This window comes from Niallia sp. Man26 (genome assembly GCF_022049065.2).
Lineage (GTDB): Bacteria > Bacillota > Bacilli > Bacillales > Cytobacillaceae > Niallia.
Genome location: NZ_CP095743.1, coordinates 2,123,521 through 2,147,017, shown reverse-complemented (window position 1 = coordinate 2,147,017; position 23,497 = coordinate 2,123,521). Strand labels below are relative to the sequence as shown.

Here is a 23,497-nt window from a genome sequence, read left to right as displayed (position 1 = left end):
TTTTACTAGTTAATCGGAATAGATATACCGATATAACAAACAGTTAACTAGAGGTAGGGGGGAATTATAGACTAAATCCTCCAGAAGCATCTATAATTTGGCCAGTTATCCAACGGCTGTCAGAGGAAGCAAGAAATGAAACAACGTCTGCAATATCTTCCACTTTACCTAAGCGGTGGAATACGGAGGATTCAGTGGCGAACTTTTTAATCTCCGGATTATCCAGCAGCTTGGAATTGATATCTGTCTTTGTATACCCAGGCATAATAGTATTAACTGTTATATCACGTTCACCAAGGTGTTTTGCTAATGGAAGTGTCATCGTGTTAAGCGCTCCTTTACTCAAACCATAGGCAATCGACCCTGTTAAACCAATCCGTACTTCTGCAGATGAAATGTTAATGATGCGTCCCTTTTCTCTTAGTCTTGGTATGGCATTCTGTATGAGGAAAAAAGGTGCTTTAATATTAATATCTATGATTTCATCGAAGATTTCTTCTGTTGTATTTTCAATGGTTCCTTGCGTTCCAATACCTGCATTATTTACTAATATATCAAATGAGACGGAGCTAGTTTTTTCTAACAGCTTTTCATCTAATTGCTGCAGCAGTTTTTTTACTCCGTGCAAAGACTGTAAATCAGCTGGAATGGAGAAAGCATCACCGCCTGCAGCGATAATTTCCTTAACCGTAGCATCAGCAGCCTTTTGATTGCTTCCATAATGAACAGCAACGATGGCCCCGTCATCTGCTAACCTTTTGGCGATTGCACGGCCAATTCCACGGCTGGCACCTGTTACTAAAGCTATTTTGTCTTGTAAATTCTTCATATATAATCACGCCCCATTAATGTGAATTATTATTTAAAGCATACTTATATTTTATTGGAATTATCAGAAAACTAAATATATAATTATAAAAAGAAAACTCATTTGGCTTGTGATTTTAAAGACATATTGCCGTAATTACTTTATAAAATAAAGAAGGGGAACTAACCATGAAAAATACAGTAAAACTGGATGAAACAGATTATAAAATTATGAATTTATTATTTGAAAACGCAAGGATACCTGTCTCTGAAATCGGCAGAGTTATATCCATGACGCAGCCAGCTGTCAAAGAAAGAATTAATAAGCTTGAAGAGCAAGGGGTAATAGCTGGTTATAAAGCAAAGTTTGAACCTTCTAAAATTAATAAAAATATCTTAACGTTCATCATGTTTAAAACGAGCAAGTGCGCTGATTTTATCACATACTGTGAAGTGGCGCCTGAAGTAGTAGATTTATATCGTGTCAGTGGGGAAGCCAACTATTTACTAAAAGTAAGGACCGATTCACTTGATTCTCTTGCTTCATTTTTAGATTCTTTAATGAGATTTGGATTATCACAACCCATAATCGTTATGAAAAGTGAGTTTGAGGAAAAGATCTCTTTTTGATTTTCTACATCCAGTTACAATTATTTGACAGCAACCAAGAATTAAACTAAATTAATAGTGAATACACCATTCATTATTAAGAGGTGGTTATTATCCAGTCAAAAAAAGAGGAAGTAAAAAAACAAATCGAAGCTGCCGCCTTGAAAGTGTTTTTTAACAAAGGATTTTTGAATGCAAAAATGAGCGATATCGCTGAAGAAATTCAAATTTCAGTCGGAAATATTTATACGTATTTCAAAAATAAAAACGATTTGTTTTATTCGGTCGTTCCACCATCCTTAGTCGATTATTTGCAAAAGGTGTTAGTTGAAAGCATTCATTTTGATAACCAGACATTGTTTGATGAGGCGAGGACGGAGAAAAGGACAGATATTTTTCAAAAGCAGATTAATCTATTAACCCAATATCATCAGCAGATTGTGATTATTTTTGAAAAAAATCAAGGAACGGAATACAGCAATGCCAAAAACGAGCTGATTGATTTAATGATGGAAACTAAAATGCCGTACGTTAAGAGTACGTACAAAAGATATGAAATAAACAGTGAGGATAATTTTATTTTATTGAATATTCTCGCTAATAGTTTCGTCAACATGATTTTAGACTTATTAAAGAGAGAGATGAGCATAGAAAGCAGACAGCAGATATTTGAGGTGCTTAGCATATACAGGCTGCATGGACTCAAAAGCTTAAATGAATAATACTGTACACTAAAGTGATTCACTTAGTTTAAGGTGAATCACTATTTTAAAAACTAAAAATGAATAAACTATTCATTTTTGAAAAATGGGAGGAAGCACTCATGAAGACAGGATATGCCTTACATAATTGCCATATAATCTATGGTGATGGGAAAAAATTTGCAGATACAAATATGACCATATTAGTAAACGAACAAGGGAGAATTCATCAAATCGAAAAGACAAGCAATCTCGTTGTTCCAAGTCATTATGAGAGCATAGACTTAACAGGGAACTATGTAATGCCTGGCCTCATCAACGCCCATGTACATCTGTTTGCAGACGGAAAGCCTTTTACATTGTCAGTAAGTGAAAAGCTTTTAAATTTTGCGTTTCACCATCTTTTGGATACATCGATAGGAAGAAGAATCTTAAAAAAACGGATGAAAAAAAATGCCATAACCGCCTTGCATTCTGGTGTAACGACGATGCGCAGCGTAGGTGAATTCTTTTATAAAGATGTGGAGCTGAGGGAGGAGATTCATGCGCACAAGTTCGTAGGTCCGAACCTACTTACAGCAGGCTACTTCCTAAGTGTAACAGGCGGTCACGGCGCACCTTATTTAGCCTTAGTCGGCGATTCTCCGTGGGAGGCGAGAAGAAATGTGAGAATAAATGTTAAACATGGGGTGGATTTAATTAAAATCTGTGTCACCGGCGGTGTTACAGATGCAAAAATGGTCGGGGAAGCTGGCCGGTTACAAATGACAGAGGACGAAGTTGCCGCCATATGTGAGGAAGCTCATAAAATCGGCATACGTGTTGCCGCACATGTGGAAAGTACGGAAGGAGTAAGAGTTGCACTAAAGGGAGGGGTTGATACGATAGAACATGGAGCGGAGATGGATGAGGAAATTATCAGTCTGTATAAATGTAATCCTAGAGCCTTAAAGGGTTACACAGCGTTAATTCCTACTTTGCAGGCTGGTTATCCTAGCGCAAAATTGGATTTGAGTCTGACGAAAGTGAGCGAAACAGTGCAAGAAAACTCTCGGCTTGTTTACGATTCGATGCTAGCAAGTGTAAGGCAGGCGGTAGAACATGGGATAAAAATGGGGATTGGTACAGATGCAGCAATGCCATTTGTGACACACTATGATATGTGGCGCGAGCTGGACCATCTTATGCGAAAAACGTCGCTCGATTCACTGCAGGTAATTGAAAAGGCAACAAAAACAAATGCAGAAATTCTCGGCATAGATCATCTAACTGGAACGATTGAAATGGGAAAACGAGCAGATTTAATTGTAATGGACCATAATCCATTAGAAAATATCAAAACTTTATCAAATATAACGATGGTAATGGTAAATGGTCAACTTATAAAAAATCCAAACGTAAATAAAATGAAGGAAGTGGATGATTTGCTAGATTTAGTATGGAGCAACGAATAAAAAAACCAGAAATATAAATTTCTGGTTTCAGCTTACTAATATAAGTGAGGGCTCTAAGAGAGACAAAGAAAATATTGGCTATTGCCCGTTTTCTTGAATCCATTGCCGTTCACTTCATCTGTACAGTCAATCCACTGATATTTTTTTGCTTTGCTTTCTAAAACCTCACTAATCTCATCTTCCGTTTCGTGCATTAAGCTGATTACTTCCGTTAATGTCATCTTAAAGTGAGCGGCTGCCTCTTGATGCGGCAGCTGCTCTTTAAGAAGTGATAGAAACTGTGTTTTTGAATCAGCTTTCTGTGCTAAAGACTCTTCCTTATCTACAATATATTGGTAAACTGCTTTCTTAAACGGTGGCAGTGTGTTGACGAAATTCCTTTCAAGTATCTCCATCCACTTTTCATTTCTCATTATAGGCAACCTTTGCTATTTAAGCAGATACTAATCAGTAGTAAAGAATTATCGTAACTATTACGATTTACCAAAGAGCCATTAACAATTTCCATTAATTGTTTTCTTTCATATTGTACTTTTTCAGGAAGCGATCCACTCTTCCGCCTTTATCTGCAAATTTCTGCTTACCTGTGTAAAATGGATGTGAATCTGAACTAGTCTCTACTTTAATAAGAGGATAAGTATTGCCATCCTCCCATTTAATAGTCTCATTGGATTTTTTCGTCGAACCTGTCAGAAATTTGAAGCCGCTGTTCGTATCCATAAATACGACTTTTTCATAATTTGGATGTATATTTGCTTTCATATTATCACCTCATATTTTTTACTACTTACTCATGATAATCGAAATCATTACGTTTTGCAAGTGATGTGCATTATATATCCTATACCATGAATTAAATCGACCAAACCATTGGTAACATAGTTTTTTTAGAGTATCGCATTTTTTTATACTAAACAAAAACTTCCTTTAAGTGAGAATCGTCTAATGGGTGGAAGGGAGCAGTGTGCATTGGAAGAAAGTATCAATGGAGATTTGAGTATCCAAAATAGAGAAAAGCTATTGAATCAACTTATGGATGAATATGGCCAGTCATTATTGCATCTTGCCTATTCATATGTAGGCAGGAGGGAGATTGCAGAAGATTTAACGCAAGAAATATTTGTGAAATGTTATCAAAAGTTAGATCAATATCAAAAAAGATCCTCCTTAAAATCATGGATTTGGAGAATTGCTATTAATCATTGTAAAGATTATTTAAGGAGTTGGCATCATAAGCATATTGTTTTTTCAGAAGAAGAAGTACGGCATATTCCAAGCGCTGAGAAAGAGGTGGAAAACCAAGTTATCCAGAAAGATGAAGATCAAGAGTTAGTTAAAGCAGTGTTTCATTTGCCGGACAAATATAGGGAAGTAATTTATTTATATTATTTTGAGGAATTATCGATTAAAGAAATCTCTGGCCTCATAGATGTGAATCAAAATACGATTAAGACAAGGTTAAAACGAGCTAAAGAACTGTTAAAGATAAGCTTGGAGGGATGAAAATGGATGATCGATTAAAGAATTTAAGAAATGCGATGAAAAAAACAGTGTTACGAGATATTCAGTTTACAGAACAGCATAAAGGAAGTATTAGACGAAAAGTAAATCAGCTTTCAACCAATTCAGAAGAAGAGGTCATTTTAGCAATATTTCAATTATTAAAAGAAAAACGAACTGGTTTTGCATTAAGCAGACTTCTCCGTGCAAGAGGAATGGGAAAGTTTGAAACAGAAGAGGGCTATCTCTACATGTTTTTACATAAATTTGAGCATAAAGGTTACTTGCGTACTTATTGGAATGAACCTGATGTTAAATATTATCAACTTAACACAAAAGGCTTAAAGCTGCTAAAAAACCTCGAAAAAGAAAGTAGTAAAGCTTACTGCTTAAAAGAAATATTGGAGTGGTAATAAGATGACTAATCTTAAGGAATCTTTTTTATTAGAAGTAATGCAATATATAAAATCAAAAGATGCGAAAGAAGCTGTCCGCAAAGAGCTGAGTTATCATTTGAAAATGTCCCAATCAGAATTAATAGGAAAGGGGGCAACTGAAAAAGAAGCGGAACAACAAGCTATCAAGCAGATGGGCAGCCCGATTGAACTTGGTTCATACTTTAATAAGCTTTATCGACCTTTATTTGATTGGAAACTATTTTGTTTATTTACCACTATTATTCTAATAGGAATCCTACCGTTACTTCATATACAAGCTGATTTTTCAGTAGTTAGCAATCAAATAATGTTTATTATATTAGGAATTTTCATTGCGCTTTCGGTAATGCTGTTTGATTACCGCAAGATAAAGAATTTTGGGTGGCTGATTCTTATTACAGGTTTCGTGTTACTGCTCGCTTTAAACTTTTTCCCAAGTACGACGGTTAACGGACTTTTCGTTATCCGCTTCCTGTCTTTTACAATAAGCGGTGCAAGTCTTTTGCCTGTATTCTTAGTGTTTTGGGCAATCTATCTATCTAAAGATAAACCGAAGAGAATGGTTGTAATAAGTATTTATTTGCTGTCATTTTTATTATTCGTAGGACTGGCTAACTTAACAGATATCTTTCTATATTCCTTGTTGGTGCTTACTTTAATAGTTGCTAGTTCAGTTAATAACAAAACATTATATCCATCCATTGGTGTTTCTTTAGGTCTACTGCTTACCTTTATCATTATATTTTTTGTTAGCGCTGGTGCTGACCTAAAAAGACGAATACTGTCATTTTTACACCCTGAGAACTACGCAGAGAATGAAGGCTATATATACTTATTGCTAAAAGATATCCGTTCATCAGGTGGCTGGTTTGGAAATTCAAGTGCACAGTTTAATCAAGTTGAAATGTCCACAGACTTGGTTTTAGCCAATATCACCTATTATTATGGCTGGATCGTTTCTAGTCTTGTATTTGTGATAATATTGCTGTTGGTGTGGAGAATGATTGTTCTGTCTACCCAAATAAAAGATAAATTTGGCAAACTGTTAATTTTGGGTGTATGTTCCTTGCTATCTGTACAATTTATCTATAATATTGGCATGATATTAGGATTAGTCCCGGTTATTTACATGTCACTGCCCTTTATTAGCTATGGATTAACACCAACCGTTTTAAATTCTCTATTAATTGGAATCGTATTAAGCGTATATCGCAGGAAGAATCTAGTCTTAACTAGTTAAAAAAACCGGCTGCCATTATGTCAGCCGGTTTTTTGTGTTCTAATGCAGAAGTTTATTCAGCAACGACTGCAAATTGTTTAACAGTAGGAATAACCGAGGCTAATTCCTTATCTGGGTATTTTTTCTCAAGCTCGTGAATATCCTTAAACTCTGTGCTCCTGACCCATTTTAAGTAATCCTCCTTCGTTTCCCATTCCATATGTACGGTAATTTCTCCTTTGTTTTTTTCATTTTGGAGCAGAAGGAAGCGGATAAATCCATGGTTTTTGTCTACTAATCGGGAACGGTTTTTATAGATTTCAATGACTTCAAGCGCCTTTTCATCTGGGACTGGAAAGGTTGACTGAACAATAAACATGAAGCAAAACTCCTCTGAAATTAATTTTTTACTATCGTACCATAAATTTATCAGAAAATTCATCGTATAGAAGGAAAGCATATAAGAAATATGGAATTATTAAGTTAGAAACCTAGCAAAAATTTTTTCCTGAACAAAAATCATATGACAACATAAGAAAGGGGGGATTCGTTTTGCAGGTAAGGGTGCTTAAACCAAAGGACGCAAAAGATTACTGGAATTTGCGGTTAACAACATTAAAGCAGCATCCAGATGCCTTTTTATTAACCGTGGAAGAAGAACAAAAACGCCTCTATCCCATTAAGAGGATTACAGCTCTCTTAAAGGACCCAACAAGGGTTACTATAGGTGCATTTATGGATGAACGACTTGTTGGCAGCATCACCCTTCAAAAGGAAACCTATAAAAAAATTAAGCATAAGGCAAGTGTGCTGTCATTTTTTATAGAAGATGATTTTCGGAACAAGGGGATTGGCAAACGGCTTTTGACAGAGGTAATTACTCTAGCAAAAAGGTATGAAATTGAGCAATTGCTGCTGGCTGTCGTTTCTACAAATGCAGGTGCAATTGCCTTATACGAATCATTCGGCTTCACTGTTTTTGGATTGGAAAAGAACGCATTAAAGGTGGATGGACAATACTTTGATGAACAGCATATGATTTTCTATCTTTCGAGTAGTTGAGAGAAAAGGAGTTGCAGGGATGAAAACAAGAAGTGTAGGAATACTGTTATTTGATGATGTGGAAGTGCTTGATTTTGCAGGACCTTTTGAAGTGCTGTCAGTAGCCTCCTTTAAGGATCGTGATGATAGGAAACCATTTAAGGTAGAAACAGTTTCAGAAACAGGAGAGCTGATTGCTGCGAGGAACGGATTGCAAGTGTTGCCTAGCTATTCCTTCGAAAATGCCCCAGCATTTGATATAATCATCATCCCTGGCGGACCGGGAGCAAGGCTGACAGAAATACATAATGAGAAATTGATGGAATGGATAAAACAGCAAAATAAAACGGCAGAGCTTGTGGCTTCTGTTTGTACAGGTGCCTTGCTGCTTGCAAAAGCAGGGCTTTTGGATGGGAAAAAGGCGACGACACATTGGGCTTCCTATGATAATTTCGCAGAAACCTTCCCCAAAGTGGAAGTGGTTAGAGGCGTTAAATTTGTTGATGAAGGCAGAATTGTCTCTTCAGGCGGCATTTCTGCAGGGATAACGATGGCATTCCATCTTGTAGAAAGATTAGTAGGAGCAGATGAAAAAGCCATAACAGCAAAAAGAATGGAGTATGATTTGCCAGAATAAGCTAAAAAAGAAGGCTTCTACTGCAGAAGCCTTCTTTTCCCTTGTTATTTATAAGAAATTGCTTCAAGTGAGAACCCATTTTTGGATTTTAAGAATTGGGTAAACAATTCAACAGAGCGAGTGTGGATATCTGTTTTTGGGATGACATAGGAGAAGTTTCGGTTAATCTGTTCATTTTTAAGCCGGATGGAATGGATTGTTTTCATATGAAGTTCTTTTTGAATCGAAAACTTAGAAACAATCGAAATGCCAATCCCTGCTTCAACAGACTCTTTAATAATTTGCGTGCTGCCAAACGATCTCAAAATAAGGGGAGAAAAGGCATGCTTTTCAAACAGTTTGTCAATAACCTCTCTCGTTCCGGAACCTTCTTCCCGTAAGATCCATGTTTCACCGTACAGGCTTTCCAGATCAATCGTGCGAAAGCTTGCTAAAGGATGATCAGTGCCTACGATAATTACCAGTTCATCCTGTTCAAAGGGAGTGATATGCAGGTGAGGGTGACTTTTGACTTCCCCATCAATTATGCCAATATCAAGACTGCCATCAAGAACTTGCTTCATGATGCTGCTAGAATTGCTGATGGAGACTTTCGGTTCAATTAATTGGTGTACTTTCATAAAATCAGAAATATATCTGGGCAGTAAATACTCACCGAATGTATAACTAGACCCAATTAAGAGAGGACCGCTCACAACCTTCGTTATGTCATCAATAAGACCTTCCGCCTGTTCATACTCTTTTAGGATACGCTTGGCATGATAATACAATATTTCACCAGCACGAGTAAGCCGAACGTATTTGTTCGTACGATCGAAGAATTTCACTTCATACTTCTTTTCCAAAGCTTTTATGGAAAGCGTTACAGCAGATTGTGTAATATGGAGCTCTTCGGCAGCTCGAGTAAAGTTCTTCTTTTCAGCAACTGTGACAAATGTCAATAAATGATAATCCAATCCTTTCACACTCTCCTTCTGCCAGATTTGAAGTCTTCGTTTCGCATCTTCATTTTTTTAGTATATACTTAGTTCGCTTAAATAAATGATAAATCCTTTAACAATTCAAAAAATACTGAAAATTTACTATTTTTATACCGATTCCAGCTTTTTGAAAATAAATTGTGACTATTTCGATAATGAAAATATTTTCCTTGAATAAATAGGAGTAAACATCTATAATCAATAATGATTCTCAAATAGAACTGTTAAAATTATATAAAAGGAGCATATGATGATAAAGCGTTTTTTCACTTATTATTTACCGCATAAGAAATTATTCATTCTTGATTTCTCGAGCGCTGTCATTGTGGCAATTTTGGAACTTGCCTTCCCAATGGCTGTTACTTGGTTTATCGATAAGCTCCTTCCTGAGGGAAATTGGAGTACCATCGTCTCTGTAAGCTGCGGCTTGCTGGCATTATATTTAATAAGCACTTATTTGCAATATATTGTTAACTACTGGGGACATAAGCTTGGAATTAATATTGAAACAGATATGCGTGCACAGCTGTTCAATCATGTCCAAAAGCAAAGCTTTAAATTCTTTGACAATACAAAAACAGGTCATGTTATGAGCCGAATTACAAATGACTTGTTTGATATCGGCGAGCTTGCCCACCATGGTCCTGAAGATTTGTTTATAGCAATCATGACATTTGTCGGCGCCTTCTGGATTATGCTGACCATTAATGTGAAGCTTGCGTTAATCGTCATTTTCATCGTGCCTGTGCTCGTCTGGCTGATCACATACTGCAATAAGAGCATGAATAAAGCATGGAGGCATATGTACGGCGATATTGCCGATGTTAATGCCCGCGTTGAAGACAGTGTATCTGGTGTGCGTGTTGTCCAATCCTTCACGAACGAAGACTATGAAATGGAGCGTTTTTCTGTTAATAATAAACGTTTCAGAAAAGCGAAAATCGTTGCATACAAAGTAATGTCTTTAACTTCATCTTCTGTTTACATGCTAATGCGCTTTTTCACGTTAGTAGTATTGGTTTATGGAGCATGGCTGACATTTAATGGCCAGCTGACAAACGGTGAGCTAGTTGCATTTATTCTGTATGTTAACATTTTGCAAAAGCCAATAGATAAAATCAGTGCATTGCTGGAGCTGTATCCGAAAGGTATGGCTGGATTTAGACGTTTCTTGGATCTGCTTGATTCAGAGCCTGAAATTCAAGACCGCAAAGATGCAGTGGAAGTGCCTGCATTGCGTGGGGACATTCAATTTAATAATGTGACATTCGGCTATGATAACAGAACTGTTTTAGACCAAATCAGTCTGAACATTAAAGCGGGCGAAACAGTTGCATTTGTTGGTCCGTCCGGTGCAGGGAAAACGACAATTTGTTCATTAGTGCCAAGGTTTTATGATGTGAACGGCGGAGCCATTAAAATTGACGGCATGGATATCCGTGATATGACAAAGCATTCCTTGCGTTCTCAAATTGGGATCGTTCAGCAGGATGTGTTCCTGTTCACAGGTACATTAAAAGAAAATATCGCATACGGAAAACTAGATGCAACAGACGAAGAAATACATGAAGCAGTAAAAAGAGCTCACTTGGAAGATTTAATCCGCAAGCTTCCAGACGGCTATGACACACAAATAGGAGAGCGGGGCTTGAAGCTGTCGGGAGGACAAAAGCAAAGGCTGGCGATTGCGAGAATGTTCTTGAAAAATCCGCCAATACTTATTCTCGATGAAGCCACCTCTGCCCTTGATACAGAAACAGAGCAAATTATTCAAGCATCATTAAATGAACTTGCGAAAAACCGTACAACATTAGTGATTGCCCACAGACTCGCAACAATCCGCAATGCTGACCGCATTGTTGTTGTTACCGAAAACGGGATTGAAGAGGAAGGAGGACATGATGAACTGATTGAAAAAGGCGGTATTTTCGCTAATCTTCATCGTGTTCAATACCAGCGTTAACTTTTTAGATGCCTTTTTAGAAGGCATCTTCTTTTTTTTGCAAAAATAGCAATTGAAGTTAGTATTTAATATGCGATATATTGGTTATAAGTAATTTTTTATGGAGGTGCCTGTTTTATGCGACCGATAATGTTAGGCATTGCGTCTGCCTTCTTTTTTGCTTTTACGTTTGTTTTGAATAAAGCGATGGAGATGAATGGGGGAAGCTGGGTATGGAGTGCATCCCTGCGCTACTTTTTTATGGTTCCCTTTTTAGTGATTATTGTATTAATTAGAGGGAATTTAAAGCCGATTTTGCTGGAGCTTCGTAATAATGCTCTCAAATGGATATTGTGGAGTTCTGTCGGATTTGGGATTTTCTATTCGTTTATTTGTTTTGCATCCGCCTATGGGCCAGGCTGGTTAATTGCAGGAACATGGCAGCTGACGATTATTTCAGGAACACTGCTTGCACCGTTGTTTATGGAGCAAATAGCCGCAAGTGACGGAACTATTGTCCATGCAAGAAGAAAAATCCCCATTAAAAGCTTAGGCTTTTCCCTTTTAATAATTGTTGGAATCGTATTTATGCAGGTTGAGTTTGCAAGGAGCTTATCCCTGTCCCAAGCACTGCTTTGTCTCATACCAATACTCATTGCATCCTTTGCATACCCCCTTGGCAATCGGAAAATGATGGAGGTTGCAGGTGGCCGCTTTGATGTTTTTCAGCGAGTGCTTGGCATGACGATTGCTAGCCTGCCGTTTTGGCTTATTCTGTCTGTTTATGGATGGATGACTGCAGGTTTACCGTCTGTTATGCAAGTATACCAATCCGGAATTGTAGCTTTATTTTCTGGTGTTGTTGCGACGATTCTCTTTTTTGCAGCTACAGATTTAGCAAAGGATAATATGCAGAAGCTTGGTGCTGTTGAAGCAACACAGTCATTTGAAGTGCTATTTGCATTAATTGGAGAAATGGTGTTTCTTTCTGCAGGTTTGCCGAGTCCAGTTTCCCTGCTTGGAATTGGAATTGTGATTATTGGCATGGTATTGCATAGTATATTTTCCCGCAATATTAAAAAACTAAAATTAGCTAAAGAAGCGCATCATTTCAATTGATTATTAAAGTTTTGTTAATTATTGAAATTTTTTTACTTATTAGGCAGGTATATGTATACTATTGTATGGAATGGTAACAACAATGATCGTAATGAATGACAGTCATGATTTTGGCTATCACTTCTAAGAAACTAGATTTGGAGGACCAACAAAAATGACCAATGAACAAAACAAAGCAATAAAGCTGATCGCCCTTGATATGGACGGCACATTATTGAACAGCAACGGCGAAATACCTGAGGAAAACCGCAAAGCAATCAAAGAGGCACAAGATGCCGGCATTCATGTTGTCTTAAGCACAGGCAGATCAATCGCAACATGCAAAGATCATGCGGAAAGTCTGTTTCTTAAAACATATTTAGTTACAGTAAACGGCAGTGAAATATGGGATTGGCAAGGCAATTTAATTGAACGGAATTTAGTTGAAGCAGAGCAAATGCGCTGGCTTTGGGAGCTTGCGCAAAAACATGGTGCGAAAACTTGGGCCATCAGCTGCGGCAAGCTTTGGAATAACGAAATGCCTGAGGATATTGACGCAATCGAATGGCTGAAGTTCGGCTACCATATTGACGATGATGCCATTAGAAATGAAGTGTTGAAAGAACTGCAGGCAAGAAATATTTTTGAAATAAGCAATTCATCGCTTGTTAATATTGAAGTGAACGCTTTAGGCATCAACAAGGCCAAAGGGCTAAAAACGGTTTGTGAACGACTTGACATTACAATGGATGAAGTGATGGCAGTCGGAGACAGCTTGAACGACATCAGCATGATTAAAGAGGCAGGCATTGGTGTGGCGATGGGCAATGCACAAGATATCGTGAAAGAAACGGCTAATGCTACAACAAAAACAAATGACGAAAATGGCGTGGCGTATGCTATTCGCAAATGGGCATTACAGGCTGAGCAAGAGCCAGTATTAGAAAAATAAACTGCAGAAATTATGTTGAAACAAAAAAAATAACTGCTATAATAAATAAAAAAGAAGAAGCGAACGAAGAGAAAGGAATAGTATGCGATAACCATTCGTAAAAGAGAGTGGAGCTTATAAGCTGAAAGGCTCCATGACGACATGCCGCAGAACCTGCCTTTCGAGTCCTAGAAAACTAGGCGTGTTATCTGGCGTTATCAGACAAAGTGGGATAAGAGCATTGTCTTTTGTCCAATTAAGGTGGTACCACGGAAAAGCCCTTTTCGTCCTTTTTATAGGATGAAAAGGGCTTTTTTTTATTACAGTCAAACAGATAAATGATACGGGATGTTGGAGGTAATCGTTTTGGACAGAAAAAGAATAGTGGTGAAAATCGGCAGCAGTTCGCTCACCAACTCAAAGGGAGAAATTGATCAGCTTAAACTAAAGGATCATATCGCAAGTATTGCAGCGTTAAAAAAAGTAGGCAAGGAAGTAATACTTGTTTCCTCTGGTGCAGTTGCAGCTGGATTCAAGCAGCTAGGATACCCGTCGCGTCCAGTGACGCTAAAAGGAAAACAAGCTGCTGCTGCAGTCGGTCAAGGTCTGCTGATTCAGCACTACACAGAGAGCTTAAAAGAATACGGAATCGTACCTGCTCAAATCTTGCTGACAAGAAATGATTTCAGCAAGAAGGAGCGTTACCGCAATGCTTACTCCACCTTGTCAGAGCTTTTGGAAAGAGGTATCCTGCCGATTATCAATGAAAATGATACAGTGTCAGTTGAAGAGCTTACATTCGGTGACAATGATATGCTCTCAGCACTTGTAAGCGGGTTAATCCACGCAGAACAGCTGATAATTTTGACAGATATTAATGGGCTCTACGACAGCAATCCGAAAGACAATCCAAATGCTAAACGTCTTGATTATATTGAAAAAGTAACACCAGAATTTTTAGAAGGAGCGAAAGGCAGCGGCTCAAAAGTAGGAACTGGCGGGATGAAATCGAAGCTGATTGCTGCAGAGACAGCTCTTAGTCTAGGCGTACAAGTGTTCATCGGCAGCGGGAGCGGAGAAGATAAGCTTTTAACCATCCTTGAAGGCAACGGAGATGGGACCTATATTGGTTCGGAAGGATTAAGTGCCATTACCAGCAATAGACAATGGATTGCCCTCCATTCCAAAGTAGAAGGAAAAGTATATGTGGATGAAGGGGCAGAACTAGCTTTGCTGCAAAAGGGAAGCAGCTTGCTTCCGGCAGGCATTTATGAAATTGAAGGATTATTCGAAAAAGGTGATGTTGTCGAAGTGATTGGCACATCAGGATTGATCGGTAAAGGGGAAGTTCTTTACGGCTCACAAGAACTCCATGAAATACTGGCAGGAAATCTACCTAAACAAGAGGGACAGCTGCAAGAAGTTATCCACCGCAATAGCTGGGTGAAAATCTAAAGGGGGTCGTACGAATGGGAGAAGTGCAAACAAAAGGAAAATTAGCGCAGCAGGCAAGCAGGGAGCTGTGGAAATTTACGACAAAGGATAAAAATGAGGCGCTTGCGCTTATTGCAGATCAGCTTTTGGCAGATCAAGCCTATATTATTGAGCAAAACAAAACAGACTTAATCAACGGAGAAAAGGCAGGATTGTCAGCATCTGTTTTGGACAGAATTATGCTTAATGGAAAAAGGATAGAAGACATGGCGCTGGCGATAAGACAGCTCATTGAACTTGAAGATCCAATTGGGGCAACACTGGAAGAAATCCAAAAAGAAAATGGCTTGCTGATCCACAAAAAAACAGTGCCAATCGGTGTGATGGGCATGATTTATGAAGCAAGACCCAATGTGACCGTAGATGCAGCAACACTGTCAATTAAGACAGGCAATGCCATCCTGCTTAGAGGAAGTTCTTCTGCAGCGAGCTCCAATATTGCTTTAGTGCGTTCTATTCATGATGCGTTAAAGAAGTCAGCTCTTCCTGAAAATGCAGTCCTGCTTATTGAAGATACTAGCAGAGAAACAGCAAAAGAACTGTTCCATTTAACAGAATACTTGGATGTTCTTATTCCAAGAGGCGGGAAAAACCTGATTGATACAGTAGTTAAAGAGGCATCTGTACCTGTCATTGAGACAGGCGCTGGAAACTGTCATTTATTTATCGACGATAGCGCTGATAAACAAATGGCACTTTCCATCAGTCTTAACGGCAAAACACAGCGTCCATCTGTTTGCAATGCTTTGGAAACAATCTTAATTCACCAAAACTGGTATAAGCAATACGGCCAAGAATTGCTGCAAACATTAGTAGACCATGGTGTGGAAATCTACGGAGACAGTACGGTTACAAATGACTGGGCTGATGCCATTTTAGCAACGGAAGAGGATTGGTATACGGAATATTCCGCCTTGAAAATCAGTGTGAAAATTGTTGATGATGTAACAGAAGCAATCACACATATCAATAAGTATGGCACGAGGCACTCGGAGGCAATTCTGACCGAAAAGAGTGAAAATGCAGAAGTTTTCTTATCCAGTGTAGATGCAGCTGCTGTTTATCATAATGCAAGCACACGCTTTACAGACGGATTTGAATTTGGATATGGTGCAGAAATCGGCATTAGCACACAAAAGCTCCATGCAAGAGGACCAATGGGACTAAAAGCTTTGACCTCGTCGAAATACTATATATATGGAAACGGCCAAATCAGAAACTAATACGTTTATTTCATAAGATAGGAAGCGAATACCAATGCAGTTTGTAACAGTCCTGTTGCCAATATTTTTTATTTTTGCTGTCGGCTTTGTCGGTGAAAAAATTCTTCATATAAATACAAAGTCGATTACAACAATGACGGTCTACTTAATGACACCGTTATTGTCATTTAGCGTTTTTTACGAAACAACCTTTAATTTAGACTATCTTATGATGGCCATTTACGCATTAGCACTCGTATTCGGCATCATTGGCATCATTTATATTGTCGCAAAGCTAAGAGGGTATGACGTTAAAAAAACATGCGGGATGATACTGTCATCTGCCTTCATGAATAATGGAAACTATGGCACTCCACTTGTCTTGTTCGCATTTGGAGAGCCAGCCCTTCATTACGCCGTTATCCTGATGGTAATTCAGCAGCTGATTATGGCAACAATCGGCGTTTATTATGCCGCAAAAGGATCAGCAGACAATGAAGGCGCAAATGATACATGGAAGAAAGTCCTGAAAGTGCCGATTATGTATGGCGCACTCCTCGGTGTGATTTTTCATTTTCTAAATATCCCACTATCTGCAACCATGCTTGATGCCATTAAGATGGTAGGAGATGCAGCTATCCCAACAGTCATGCTCGTTTTAGGGATGACACTAGCAAAAATATCCGTCAAAAAAATCCAAGTCAAGCCATTATCCTTTGCCTTAATCTTAAGGCTTATCGTATCACCATTGATTGCATGGGGCATGACATTAGTACTCCCAGTTGATGATATGCTTAAACAAGTGATGATTGTATTAGCTGCAATGCCGTCAGCCGCCAATACAACGATGTATGCTCTCCAATATGGAACAGAACCGGATTTTGTGTCAACAGCAACGCTGTTTAGTACATTAGCTAGTATTGTCACACTGCCGATTGTGTTGTTTATTGTTTAGTAGTTTTATAGATGAACAAAACCTTGATTGAATATTTATTTCATCAAGGTTTTGTTTTTTTAGACAGCCTAATCCACCAACAAGGCTGTCTTAATGTATCGCGTTCTTAAATTTCCCTCCATGCGCCTCCTGTGTATCCATAATCGTAATAAAGGCATTTGAATCAATTTCCAAAACGATGCTTTTAAATTTGGCAATTTCAAGGCGGGTGAACACGACATAGAGCACTTCTTTTTCTTGATCGAGATAGCCGCCTTTGCCTTTTAGTTTTGTCACACCTCTGCCAAGGCGGTCTGACAATGCTGCGGCTATTTCTTCGTATTCGTTTGTGATGACCATTGCTGCTTTCGTGTCGTCAAATCCTTGAATGACAGCATCAATTGCTTTGCTGGCGATATAGTAGGTAAGGATGGAAAACATGGCTTGTTCCCATTCAAGCACGAAGCCGGCCCATATGAACACAAACACGTTTAGGAACATGACGAACTCGCCGACAGAAAAGGGCATCTTTTTGGATAAAAGAATGCCGAGTATTTCTGTGCCGTCTAAGGCGCCGGAATTGCGAATCACGAGTCCAACTCCTGTGCCGAGCAGCAGTCCCCCAAAAACCGTGGCAAGAAGGGGCTCTGTTGTAAATGGCTGAACATGATGCAACGCTGATTCGACTACAGCTAGCATGATAATAGCGAACAACGAGGAGATGCAAAAGTTCTTGCCAATATATTTATAGCCGGCGAACAAGAATGGAATATTGATAATTAGCACCAAGATTCCAAAGCTGAAATTGGTCATATAATTAATGATTAGGGAGATGCCGATAATACCCCCATCGATAATTGTATTTGGGATAAGAAATAATTCAATCGCTGCCGCAGCGAGGCTCGCACCGATCATTAGCATGATATACCGGATAATTAAATGTAATTTTCCTTCTTTTTTATGTGTTTTTCCCATTTGTCTTGAACCCTCCCGAAGTTAAGGAAGTAACATATTTATAATGCCAAGAAAGTGAAAAAATATTCCAGTTTTGGTTATATAATAATTTCTTTTGAAAACCGCTAATTTACGGGTTTTTTACATAAAATTCATTGCAAGTTTTTATGGAAAGATATAGAATATACAGTACATTATTATTCTAGGTAGGTGAAAGAAATGTTCAACCGGGAGCTGGTGAAGGGAAGTACGTCGTTGATTCTGCTGCAGTTATTAGCGGAAAAAGAAATGTACGGCTATGAGCTTGTGAAGGAAATGGAAAGCCGCAGTGATTATTCCTTACAGGTGAAAGAAGGTACATTATATCCAGCGCTTCATAAGCTGGAAAAGCAGGCATATGTGGAATCTTTCTGGAAGGACTCTGAAAAGGGACCTGCCCGGAAATATTATCGCATAACAGAGACAGGCCTAGAAATACTCGAGCAAAAAACGAAGGAATGGAAAAGCTTTGTGCAGACAATTGATAAGGTAATTGGGAGAAGAGGGGTATGATTTCTTCCAAACAGGAGTATTTGGATATCCTCCGTGCATGCTTAGAAAATCATGAACGAGTGGAGGACATCCTGCTTGAATATGAACAGCATTTAACAGACTTAATCGCAGAGATTTCTAGTCTTGGAATCAGTGAAGCAGAAGCGATGGAGCAAGTTATCGCAAGAATCGGCAAGCCAAAAGATATGGCAGCATTGTTTAGTGAGGAGAGAACGATAACTGCTTCCAGAACAAAGTGGATTTTCTTTTTCGGCAACTTTATCTTTTTTGCAGCAGGCTTAATTTTAACCGTTTTTTATCATTCTATTCCAAGCCCAACCGTGAAACAGCTGTGGTTTTTCCTGACAAGCATTCCGTTTTTAATAATATTTTTGTATTTATTTTATTGGCTGTTACTAAGGTTTGAAGTTGGGAAAGAGTTTGGTCTTGGTGGAAAAAAACTGTTTAAACGAACCTTTTACATAGCGCTTATGCATAATCTATTCCTGATGATGATGGTCGTCTTGCGCATCATTCCACCAGCTGTTTTTGCCCCGCTGCTGACAAATGAATTTACAGCCGTTTGTATTGTTTTCACGATTCTGTTCTATCCAGTATCGATTTTAGGATTTCGCTACGGAACAACAAAATCGATTTGAAAATTCTGCTTTCCTATAAAGGAAAGGAGAATTTTTTTATGTAAATGTTTGCTCCATCTTACTTCTATCAGCATCTTCAATCCAATCATCATACTTTTCATACAGCGGACGAAGCCGTTCGGCATCCAGTGCTATTACTTCACAGCCACGATCATCATAGATAAAGAATATAATATCTTTTGTGATATTCACAAAGAAGACATCTGGATAACCAGTGTCGTATCCTCCGAATCTAGGCTGCAGCGGAAAATCCTCATTACAAGCTCCCTTTAGCAATCCAGCTAAATGTAAGTCGCTCTGTTTACAGTATAGTGAAAACTGTTGCATCTCAAATTGTTCAGCTTCCTCTAGTTCAAATGGATATGGAAATGTTTTTACATGGATGCGGTATAAAGCATCCTTGTCTTTAACGTATGGTTGATATACCTTCAATTTATTTGTAGCTTTTTCTTTTGTTCGTTTATAGATATTTGTGACAAGAAATAAATCATCGTCCTGCTCGAATAAGTCATTAAAAATAGCAAAGATCCGCTGATAGATAACCTGAAATCCTTCCAGATTCATGTCACCATTTTCTTTTAATGGATAGATATTTTCTCCAAGGGTAAAGTGAATGCCAATATCCCATTGATGATAAATACTAGGTACTAATGCGAGAGTATGAAATCTTTCCTGGAGATAGTCAATAAGTTGCATGTCTTTTTCTCACTTTCAAAATTGCAATTGTTTTTTATTATCATACAATGTTTCATGCTGTTAAAAATACCCTGTTTTAGCAAGAATCGTTATACATCGGTATAATATATAGAAGAAATAAGCTTTGCAAAAAAGAATTTTTTTGCCCCGTATCTTTTTTGCCTGCTTAATCGTTCAAAGTATGACACCTGAAAAAAGGGGGGATTAAGTTTGAGCAAGCAAGACTTAAAAAAATGGCAAAACAGCAATCTGCAAAAGCATTACGACAGCTTAAATAAGTATTGCCAATACCTTTCGATGAATAAATGGGAAAAGGAAGATATTATTCATGATGCCTTCATAAAGGCAATTGAATCATACAGTGATCGTGATATAACGCCAGCATTATTAAAGAAAATTGTTCAAAATCACTGGATTGATACACTTCGGAAAAGAAAGCTGGAGCAAAACCACGCCATGAAAACGGAAGCAGTGCAGAATGAATCTGCTGCTGAAAAGATGATGCTTGCTGAGCATGTAGCTGAAAAGCTTACTAATAAGCAAGCAGCGGTTTTTTTGCTGATTGAAGGCTTTGGCTATCGTATTAAAGAAGCAGCAGAAGTATTGCAAATGACAGAAACGGCAATAAAGTCGATCTTGTTTCGAGCCAGAAACCAAATGCACAAGCAGCATAGCGGAGAAGGTAATGACGTTAAAGATGCGAGCAGCCTTTATTATGAAGCGCTAAAACGGCAAAATCCCGATATTTTGATTAAAGAAATTTTGACAGCTCAAAAGCTTCATCATTCGAGTTCAAAACGGCATAATGCTGGGCCGATTCTGCAAATGGCAGCATAGCAAATGAAGAAAGGGGCAAAAAAATGAACGCTATTCCATATGTGATTGAACAGTCAAGCGGGGGAGAACGCTCCTATGACATATATTCAAGACTTTTGAAGGACCGCATCATCATGCTCGGAGATGAAATTAATGACCATGTTGCCAATAATATTGTCGCACAGCTCTTGTTTTTAGCTGCAGAAGACCCTGATAAAGACATTTCCCTCTATATTAACTCACCAGGCGGTTCCACTACAGCAGGCTTTGCTATATTCGATACGATGCAATATATTAAGCCAGATGTGCGTACCATCTGCACAGGTATGGCTGCTTCGTTTGGTGCATTGCTGCTGCTTGCAGGTACGAAAGGGAAAAGATATGCATTGCCGAACAGTGAAATTATGATTCATCAGCCTTTGGGTGGTGCGCGCGGGCAAGCGACAGAAATTGAAATTACAGCGAAAAGGATTCTGAAACTGCGCGAGCAAATAAATACGATCATGGCAGACAGAACAGGGCAAGATGTCCAAAAAATAGCTCATGACACAGAGCGGGACTATTTCATGTCTGCACTTGAAGCGAAAGAGTATGGGATTATTGATGAGATTATCCTGCCTAAATAAATTTGACTAACAAGCTGCCTGTGAACAACAGGCAGCTTTTCTTATTGGCTGATTCGTTTTTTCCCAAACGATACGCTATAATAAGGATTGACTATTTTGCAGGAAGATAAAAGGTGAAAATCATGACAGTAAAGCAAGTAACAATAGAAGAAGCATTTGAAAAAAGCATTCGCAATGGCAGCCCGCTCTTGTACAAAGATTCTCTTCGTGGAATAAAAGGATTACATGAGGGCCAAGTTATCGATGTGAAAAATAATGCAGGAAAATTTATTGGCAGAGGCTATTATGCCATTCAAAATAAAGGGATCGGCTGGATCCTCACAACTAATCCTCAGGAAGCGATTGATTATTCTTTTTTTGAAGGGAAAATTAAAGCAGCAAATAATCGAAGAGCAGCATTATATCATGATAATGAAACGACTGCTTTTCGCCTGTTTAATGGGGAAGGAGACGGCATCGGCGGTTTTACTGTCGACAAATATGATCAATACTTGCTGATTCAATGGTACAGCAAAGGGATTTACGAATATAAGGAGTGGATTATTAAAGCACTCGATACGCATGTTGAGTTTAAAGGCATTTATGAGAAGAAACGGTTTGATACGAACGGTACATATGTTGAAGGCGATGATTTTACATTCGGAGAACCAGGAGAGTTCCCGATTATGGTGAAAGAAAGCGGCATGAACTTTGCTGTAGACCTAAATGAAGGGGCAATGACGGGGATTTTTCTTGACCAGCGTGAAGTTCGGAAAACAATTCGCGACAAGTATGCACAAGGCAAGGATGTGCTGAACACGTTCTCCTATACAGGTGCGTTTTCTGTGGCAGCAGCCATTGGTGGAAGCAAATCCACAACAAGTGTTGACTTAGCAAATAGAAGCAGAGCCAAAACCTCACTGAACTTTGAATACAATGATATCAGTCTAACAGACCAGAAGATTGTAGTAGAAGATGTTTTTCACTATTTCAAGTATGCCGTAAAGAAGCAGCTCGCATTTGATATGGTCATCCTTGACCCGCCAAGCTTTGCGCGAAGCAAAAAGCATACTTTCAGTGCAGCGAAGGATTATGCTAATCTTTTGAAAGAGGCAATCAGTATTACGAAACAATCAGGTGTTATCGTTGCTTCGACAAACTGCAGCACCTTTGATATGAAGAAGTTTAAACAATTTATCCACGAAGCTTTCGGAAAACAAAAAGATCGTTATACGATTCTAGAGGAATTTGGCTTACCGGAGGACTTTGCGAATATTCGTCATTTAAAGGAAAGCAATTATTTAAAAGTTGTGTTTATTAAAAAGCTTAAATAGTTTTTCAAAATAGTTATTGACTAACAAAAGCAAAATTTCTTTATCAAATCACTGTTTACTTAAATGTCTTTACCTAGTAATCTAATATTTAGCATTGATTATTAGTACATATGGAATGGGGATTGGAAAAAGTGAAAGCAATATTGTTTGATTTAGATGATACACTCCTTTGGGATAAACGCAGTGTTAAAGAAGCATTTGAAAAAACATGCAAGCTTGCTGAAGACAAATACCAAATTGCAGCTTCCAGCCTAGAAGAAGCAGTCCGAAAAGAAGCGCAAAGCTTATATCAAGCATATGAAACATATGCGTTTACACAGATGATTGGCATCAATCCGTTTGAAGGACTATGGGGAGAGTTTGCGGATCAGCATGAATCATTCCAAAAAATGAAGGCTATTGTTCCGATGTATCGTAAAGACGCTTGGACGAATGGACTTTTGGCGATGGGAATTGATGATAAGGAATTCGGAGCATATTTAGCAGAACAATTTCCTGCTTTTCGCAAAGAATCTCCTTTCGTATACGAAGAAACATTTGCAGTGCTCGATGAGCTTAAAGGAAAGTACAAGCTGCTGCTTTTAACAAATGGTTCGCCAGGGCTGCAAAACACGAAATTAACAATTACGCCTGAAATTGCACCATATTTTGACGAAATTGTTATTTCAGGTGATTTCGGTAAAGGTAAACCAGATCCTGCTATTTTTGAGCATGCCGTTTCCTTGCTTGGTCTAGATGTCAGTGACTGCATTATGGTCGGGGATAATCTTAATACAGATATTCTTGGCGCATCAAGGGTTGGAATGAAGTCGGTTTGGATTAACAGAGAAGAGAAAACGCCAGAAACGGTTCATCCAACATATGAAATTCAAGATTTGCTGGAGCTGATTCCTCTTCTTAAAGAGATTGGCTAAAA

General features: G+C 38.4%; 27 protein-coding genes and 1 other annotated feature. Of the genes, 20 read left to right on the top strand and 7 right to left on the bottom strand.

Features of this window, described 5'->3' with window-relative positions; all coding sequences use genetic code 11:
* Positions 1 to 64 precede the first annotated feature (64 nt).
* Positions 65 to 829: an SDR family oxidoreductase gene (locus tag L8T27_RS10835; RefSeq protein WP_233313670.1), complete on the bottom strand. Its 765-nt coding sequence runs from the start codon at positions 827 to 829 to the stop codon at positions 65 to 67.
* Between the two features lie 167 nt (positions 830 to 996).
* Between L8T27_RS10835 and L8T27_RS10830 the strand changes: the two genes are divergently transcribed.
* The 3 genes from L8T27_RS10830 to L8T27_RS10820 all read left to right on the top strand — a co-directional run bounded on the left by L8T27_RS10830 (position 997) and on the right by L8T27_RS10820 (position 3,571).
* Positions 997 to 1,437, top strand: a complete 441-nt coding sequence (locus L8T27_RS10830; protein ID WP_237941524.1) for an Lrp/AsnC family transcriptional regulator — start codon at positions 997 to 999, stop codon at positions 1,435 to 1,437.
* Between the two features lie 83 nt (positions 1,438 to 1,520).
* On the top strand, positions 1,521 to 2,138 hold the full coding sequence (locus L8T27_RS10825) for a TetR/AcrR family transcriptional regulator (protein ID WP_237941523.1): 618 nt from the start codon (positions 1,521 to 1,523) through the stop codon (positions 2,136 to 2,138).
* A 101-nt stretch (positions 2,139 to 2,239) separates the two neighbouring features.
* Positions 2,240 to 3,571 (top strand): metal-dependent hydrolase family protein, encoded by a 1,332-nt coding sequence (locus L8T27_RS10820; protein ID WP_237941522.1) that lies wholly within the window; start codon positions 2,240 to 2,242, stop codon positions 3,569 to 3,571.
* Between the two features lie 53 nt (positions 3,572 to 3,624).
* Here L8T27_RS10820 and L8T27_RS10815 read toward each other — a convergent pair whose 3' ends face one another.
* Positions 3,625 to 3,984 (bottom strand): hypothetical protein, encoded by a 360-nt coding sequence (locus L8T27_RS10815; protein WP_233313674.1) that lies wholly within the window; start codon positions 3,982 to 3,984, stop codon positions 3,625 to 3,627.
* 94 nt (positions 3,985 to 4,078) lie between these two features.
* Positions 4,079 to 4,333 carry a type B 50S ribosomal protein L31 gene (locus L8T27_RS10810; protein WP_233313675.1) on the bottom strand — a complete coding sequence of 85 codons (255 nt, stop codon included), beginning with the start codon at positions 4,331 to 4,333 and terminating at the stop codon, positions 4,079 to 4,081.
* A gap of 183 nt (positions 4,334 to 4,516) precedes the next feature.
* Between L8T27_RS10810 and L8T27_RS10805 the strand changes: the two genes are divergently transcribed.
* The 3 genes from L8T27_RS10805 to L8T27_RS10795 are packed head-to-tail and all read left to right on the top strand — an operon-like array spanning position 4,517 to position 6,748.
* The gene (locus tag L8T27_RS10805; protein WP_396953799.1) at positions 4,517 to 5,074 is read left to right on the top strand and encodes a sigma-70 family RNA polymerase sigma factor; all 558 of its coding nucleotides are present in this window, start codon (positions 4,517 to 4,519) and stop codon (positions 5,072 to 5,074) included.
* Positions 5,075 to 5,076: 2 nt separating this feature from the next.
* The gene (locus L8T27_RS10800; protein ID WP_237941520.1) at positions 5,077 to 5,484 is read left to right on the top strand and encodes a PadR family transcriptional regulator; all 408 of its coding nucleotides are present in this window, start codon (positions 5,077 to 5,079) and stop codon (positions 5,482 to 5,484) included.
* A gap of 4 nt (positions 5,485 to 5,488) precedes the next feature.
* Positions 5,489 to 6,748 (top strand): FtsW/RodA/SpoVE family cell cycle protein, encoded by a 1,260-nt coding sequence (locus tag L8T27_RS10795; protein ID WP_237941519.1) that lies wholly within the window; start codon positions 5,489 to 5,491, stop codon positions 6,746 to 6,748.
* A gap of 52 nt (positions 6,749 to 6,800) precedes the next feature.
* Here the strand turns inward: L8T27_RS10795 and L8T27_RS10790 are convergent, their stop codons facing one another.
* Positions 6,801 to 7,106 carry an antibiotic biosynthesis monooxygenase family protein gene (locus L8T27_RS10790; protein ID WP_233313676.1) on the bottom strand — a complete coding sequence of 102 codons (306 nt, stop codon included), beginning with the start codon at positions 7,104 to 7,106 and terminating at the stop codon, positions 6,801 to 6,803.
* A gap of 173 nt (positions 7,107 to 7,279) precedes the next feature.
* On the opposite strand from L8T27_RS10790, the gene L8T27_RS10785 reads away from it, so the two are divergent.
* Together L8T27_RS10785 and L8T27_RS10780 are read left to right on the top strand one after the other, a co-directional pair.
* Positions 7,280 to 7,789, top strand: a complete 510-nt coding sequence (locus tag L8T27_RS10785; RefSeq protein WP_237941518.1) for a GNAT family N-acetyltransferase — start codon at positions 7,280 to 7,282, stop codon at positions 7,787 to 7,789.
* A gap of 19 nt (positions 7,790 to 7,808) precedes the next feature.
* The gene (locus L8T27_RS10780; protein WP_237941517.1) at positions 7,809 to 8,405 is read left to right on the top strand and encodes a DJ-1/PfpI family protein; all 597 of its coding nucleotides are present in this window, start codon (positions 7,809 to 7,811) and stop codon (positions 8,403 to 8,405) included.
* Positions 8,406 to 8,449: 44 nt separating this feature from the next.
* Here the strand turns inward: L8T27_RS10780 and L8T27_RS10775 are convergent, their stop codons facing one another.
* A complete protein-coding gene (locus L8T27_RS10775) occupies positions 8,450 to 9,361 on the bottom strand; it encodes a LysR family transcriptional regulator (protein WP_233313679.1) in 912 nt (303 codons plus the stop codon).
* Positions 9,362 to 9,635: 274 nt separating this feature from the next.
* Between L8T27_RS10775 and L8T27_RS10770 the strand changes: the two genes are divergently transcribed.
* From L8T27_RS10770 to L8T27_RS10745, 6 genes are all read left to right on the top strand, one after another.
* Positions 9,636 to 11,348 carry an ABC transporter ATP-binding protein gene (locus L8T27_RS10770; protein ID WP_233314744.1) on the top strand — a complete coding sequence of 571 codons (1,713 nt, stop codon included), beginning with the start codon at positions 9,636 to 9,638 and terminating at the stop codon, positions 11,346 to 11,348.
* 117 nt (positions 11,349 to 11,465) lie between these two features.
* A complete protein-coding gene (locus L8T27_RS10765) occupies positions 11,466 to 12,446 on the top strand; it encodes a DMT family transporter (protein ID WP_233313680.1) in 981 nt (326 codons plus the stop codon).
* 154 nt (positions 12,447 to 12,600) lie between these two features.
* Positions 12,601 to 13,377 (top strand): Cof-type HAD-IIB family hydrolase, encoded by a 777-nt coding sequence (locus tag L8T27_RS10760; protein WP_245399869.1) that lies wholly within the window; start codon positions 12,601 to 12,603, stop codon positions 13,375 to 13,377.
* 57 nt (positions 13,378 to 13,434) lie between these two features.
* Positions 13,435 to 13,651: a binding site (T-box leader), on the top strand.
* A 71-nt stretch (positions 13,652 to 13,722) separates the two neighbouring features.
* Positions 13,723 to 14,811 carry a glutamate 5-kinase gene (proB, locus tag L8T27_RS10755; RefSeq protein WP_237941516.1) on the top strand — a complete coding sequence of 363 codons (1,089 nt, stop codon included), beginning with the start codon at positions 13,723 to 13,725 and terminating at the stop codon, positions 14,809 to 14,811.
* A gap of 14 nt (positions 14,812 to 14,825) precedes the next feature.
* A complete protein-coding gene (locus tag L8T27_RS10750) occupies positions 14,826 to 16,073 on the top strand; it encodes a glutamate-5-semialdehyde dehydrogenase (protein ID WP_237941515.1) in 1,248 nt (415 codons plus the stop codon).
* Positions 16,074 to 16,107: 34 nt separating this feature from the next.
* The gene (locus tag L8T27_RS10745; RefSeq protein ID WP_237941514.1) at positions 16,108 to 17,007 is read left to right on the top strand and encodes an AEC family transporter; all 900 of its coding nucleotides are present in this window, start codon (positions 16,108 to 16,110) and stop codon (positions 17,005 to 17,007) included.
* A gap of 90 nt (positions 17,008 to 17,097) precedes the next feature.
* On the opposite strand, the gene L8T27_RS10740 is transcribed toward L8T27_RS10745, so the two are convergent.
* Positions 17,098 to 17,961, bottom strand: a complete 864-nt coding sequence (locus L8T27_RS10740) for a YitT family protein (RefSeq protein ID WP_237941513.1) — start codon at positions 17,959 to 17,961, stop codon at positions 17,098 to 17,100.
* Positions 17,962 to 18,159: 198 nt separating this feature from the next.
* Between L8T27_RS10740 and L8T27_RS10735 the strand changes: the two genes are divergently transcribed.
* Together L8T27_RS10735 and L8T27_RS10730 are read left to right on the top strand one after the other, a co-directional pair.
* Positions 18,160 to 18,492 carry a PadR family transcriptional regulator gene (locus L8T27_RS10735; protein WP_233313685.1) on the top strand — a complete coding sequence of 111 codons (333 nt, stop codon included), beginning with the start codon at positions 18,160 to 18,162 and terminating at the stop codon, positions 18,490 to 18,492.
* Positions 18,489 to 19,130: an HAAS signaling domain-containing protein gene (locus L8T27_RS10730; protein WP_237941512.1), complete on the top strand. Its 642-nt coding sequence runs from the start codon at positions 18,489 to 18,491 to the stop codon at positions 19,128 to 19,130. The genes L8T27_RS10735 and L8T27_RS10730 overlap by 4 nt, the downstream gene beginning before the upstream one ends.
* A 36-nt stretch (positions 19,131 to 19,166) precedes the next feature.
* Here the strand turns inward: L8T27_RS10730 and L8T27_RS10725 are convergent, their stop codons facing one another.
* Positions 19,167 to 19,826, bottom strand: coding sequence for a DUF3885 domain-containing protein (locus L8T27_RS10725; RefSeq protein ID WP_237941511.1), 660 nt, complete (start codon positions 19,824 to 19,826; stop codon positions 19,167 to 19,169).
* A 210-nt stretch (positions 19,827 to 20,036) separates the two neighbouring features.
* On the opposite strand from L8T27_RS10725, the gene L8T27_RS10720 reads away from it, so the two are divergent.
* The 4 genes from L8T27_RS10720 (at position 20,037) to L8T27_RS10705 (ending at position 23,495) form a co-directional block, all read left to right on the top strand.
* A complete protein-coding gene (locus tag L8T27_RS10720; RefSeq protein ID WP_237941510.1) occupies positions 20,037 to 20,663 on the top strand; it encodes a sigma-70 family RNA polymerase sigma factor in 627 nt (208 codons plus the stop codon).
* A complete protein-coding gene (gene clpP / locus L8T27_RS10715) occupies positions 20,660 to 21,268 on the top strand; it encodes an ATP-dependent Clp endopeptidase proteolytic subunit ClpP (protein ID WP_282581435.1) in 609 nt (202 codons plus the stop codon). Before L8T27_RS10720 ends, clpP begins: the two co-directional genes overlap by 4 nt.
* Before the next feature lie 119 nt (positions 21,269 to 21,387).
* Entirely contained in the window at positions 21,388 to 22,581 is a 1,194-nt protein-coding gene (locus L8T27_RS10710; RefSeq protein WP_396953802.1) for a class I SAM-dependent rRNA methyltransferase, read from the top strand.
* 131 nt (positions 22,582 to 22,712) lie between these two features.
* Positions 22,713 to 23,495 (top strand): HAD family hydrolase, encoded by a 783-nt coding sequence (locus tag L8T27_RS10705; RefSeq protein WP_233313691.1) that lies wholly within the window; start codon positions 22,713 to 22,715, stop codon positions 23,493 to 23,495.
* The last annotated feature ends 2 nt before the right edge of the window (positions 23,496 to 23,497 follow it).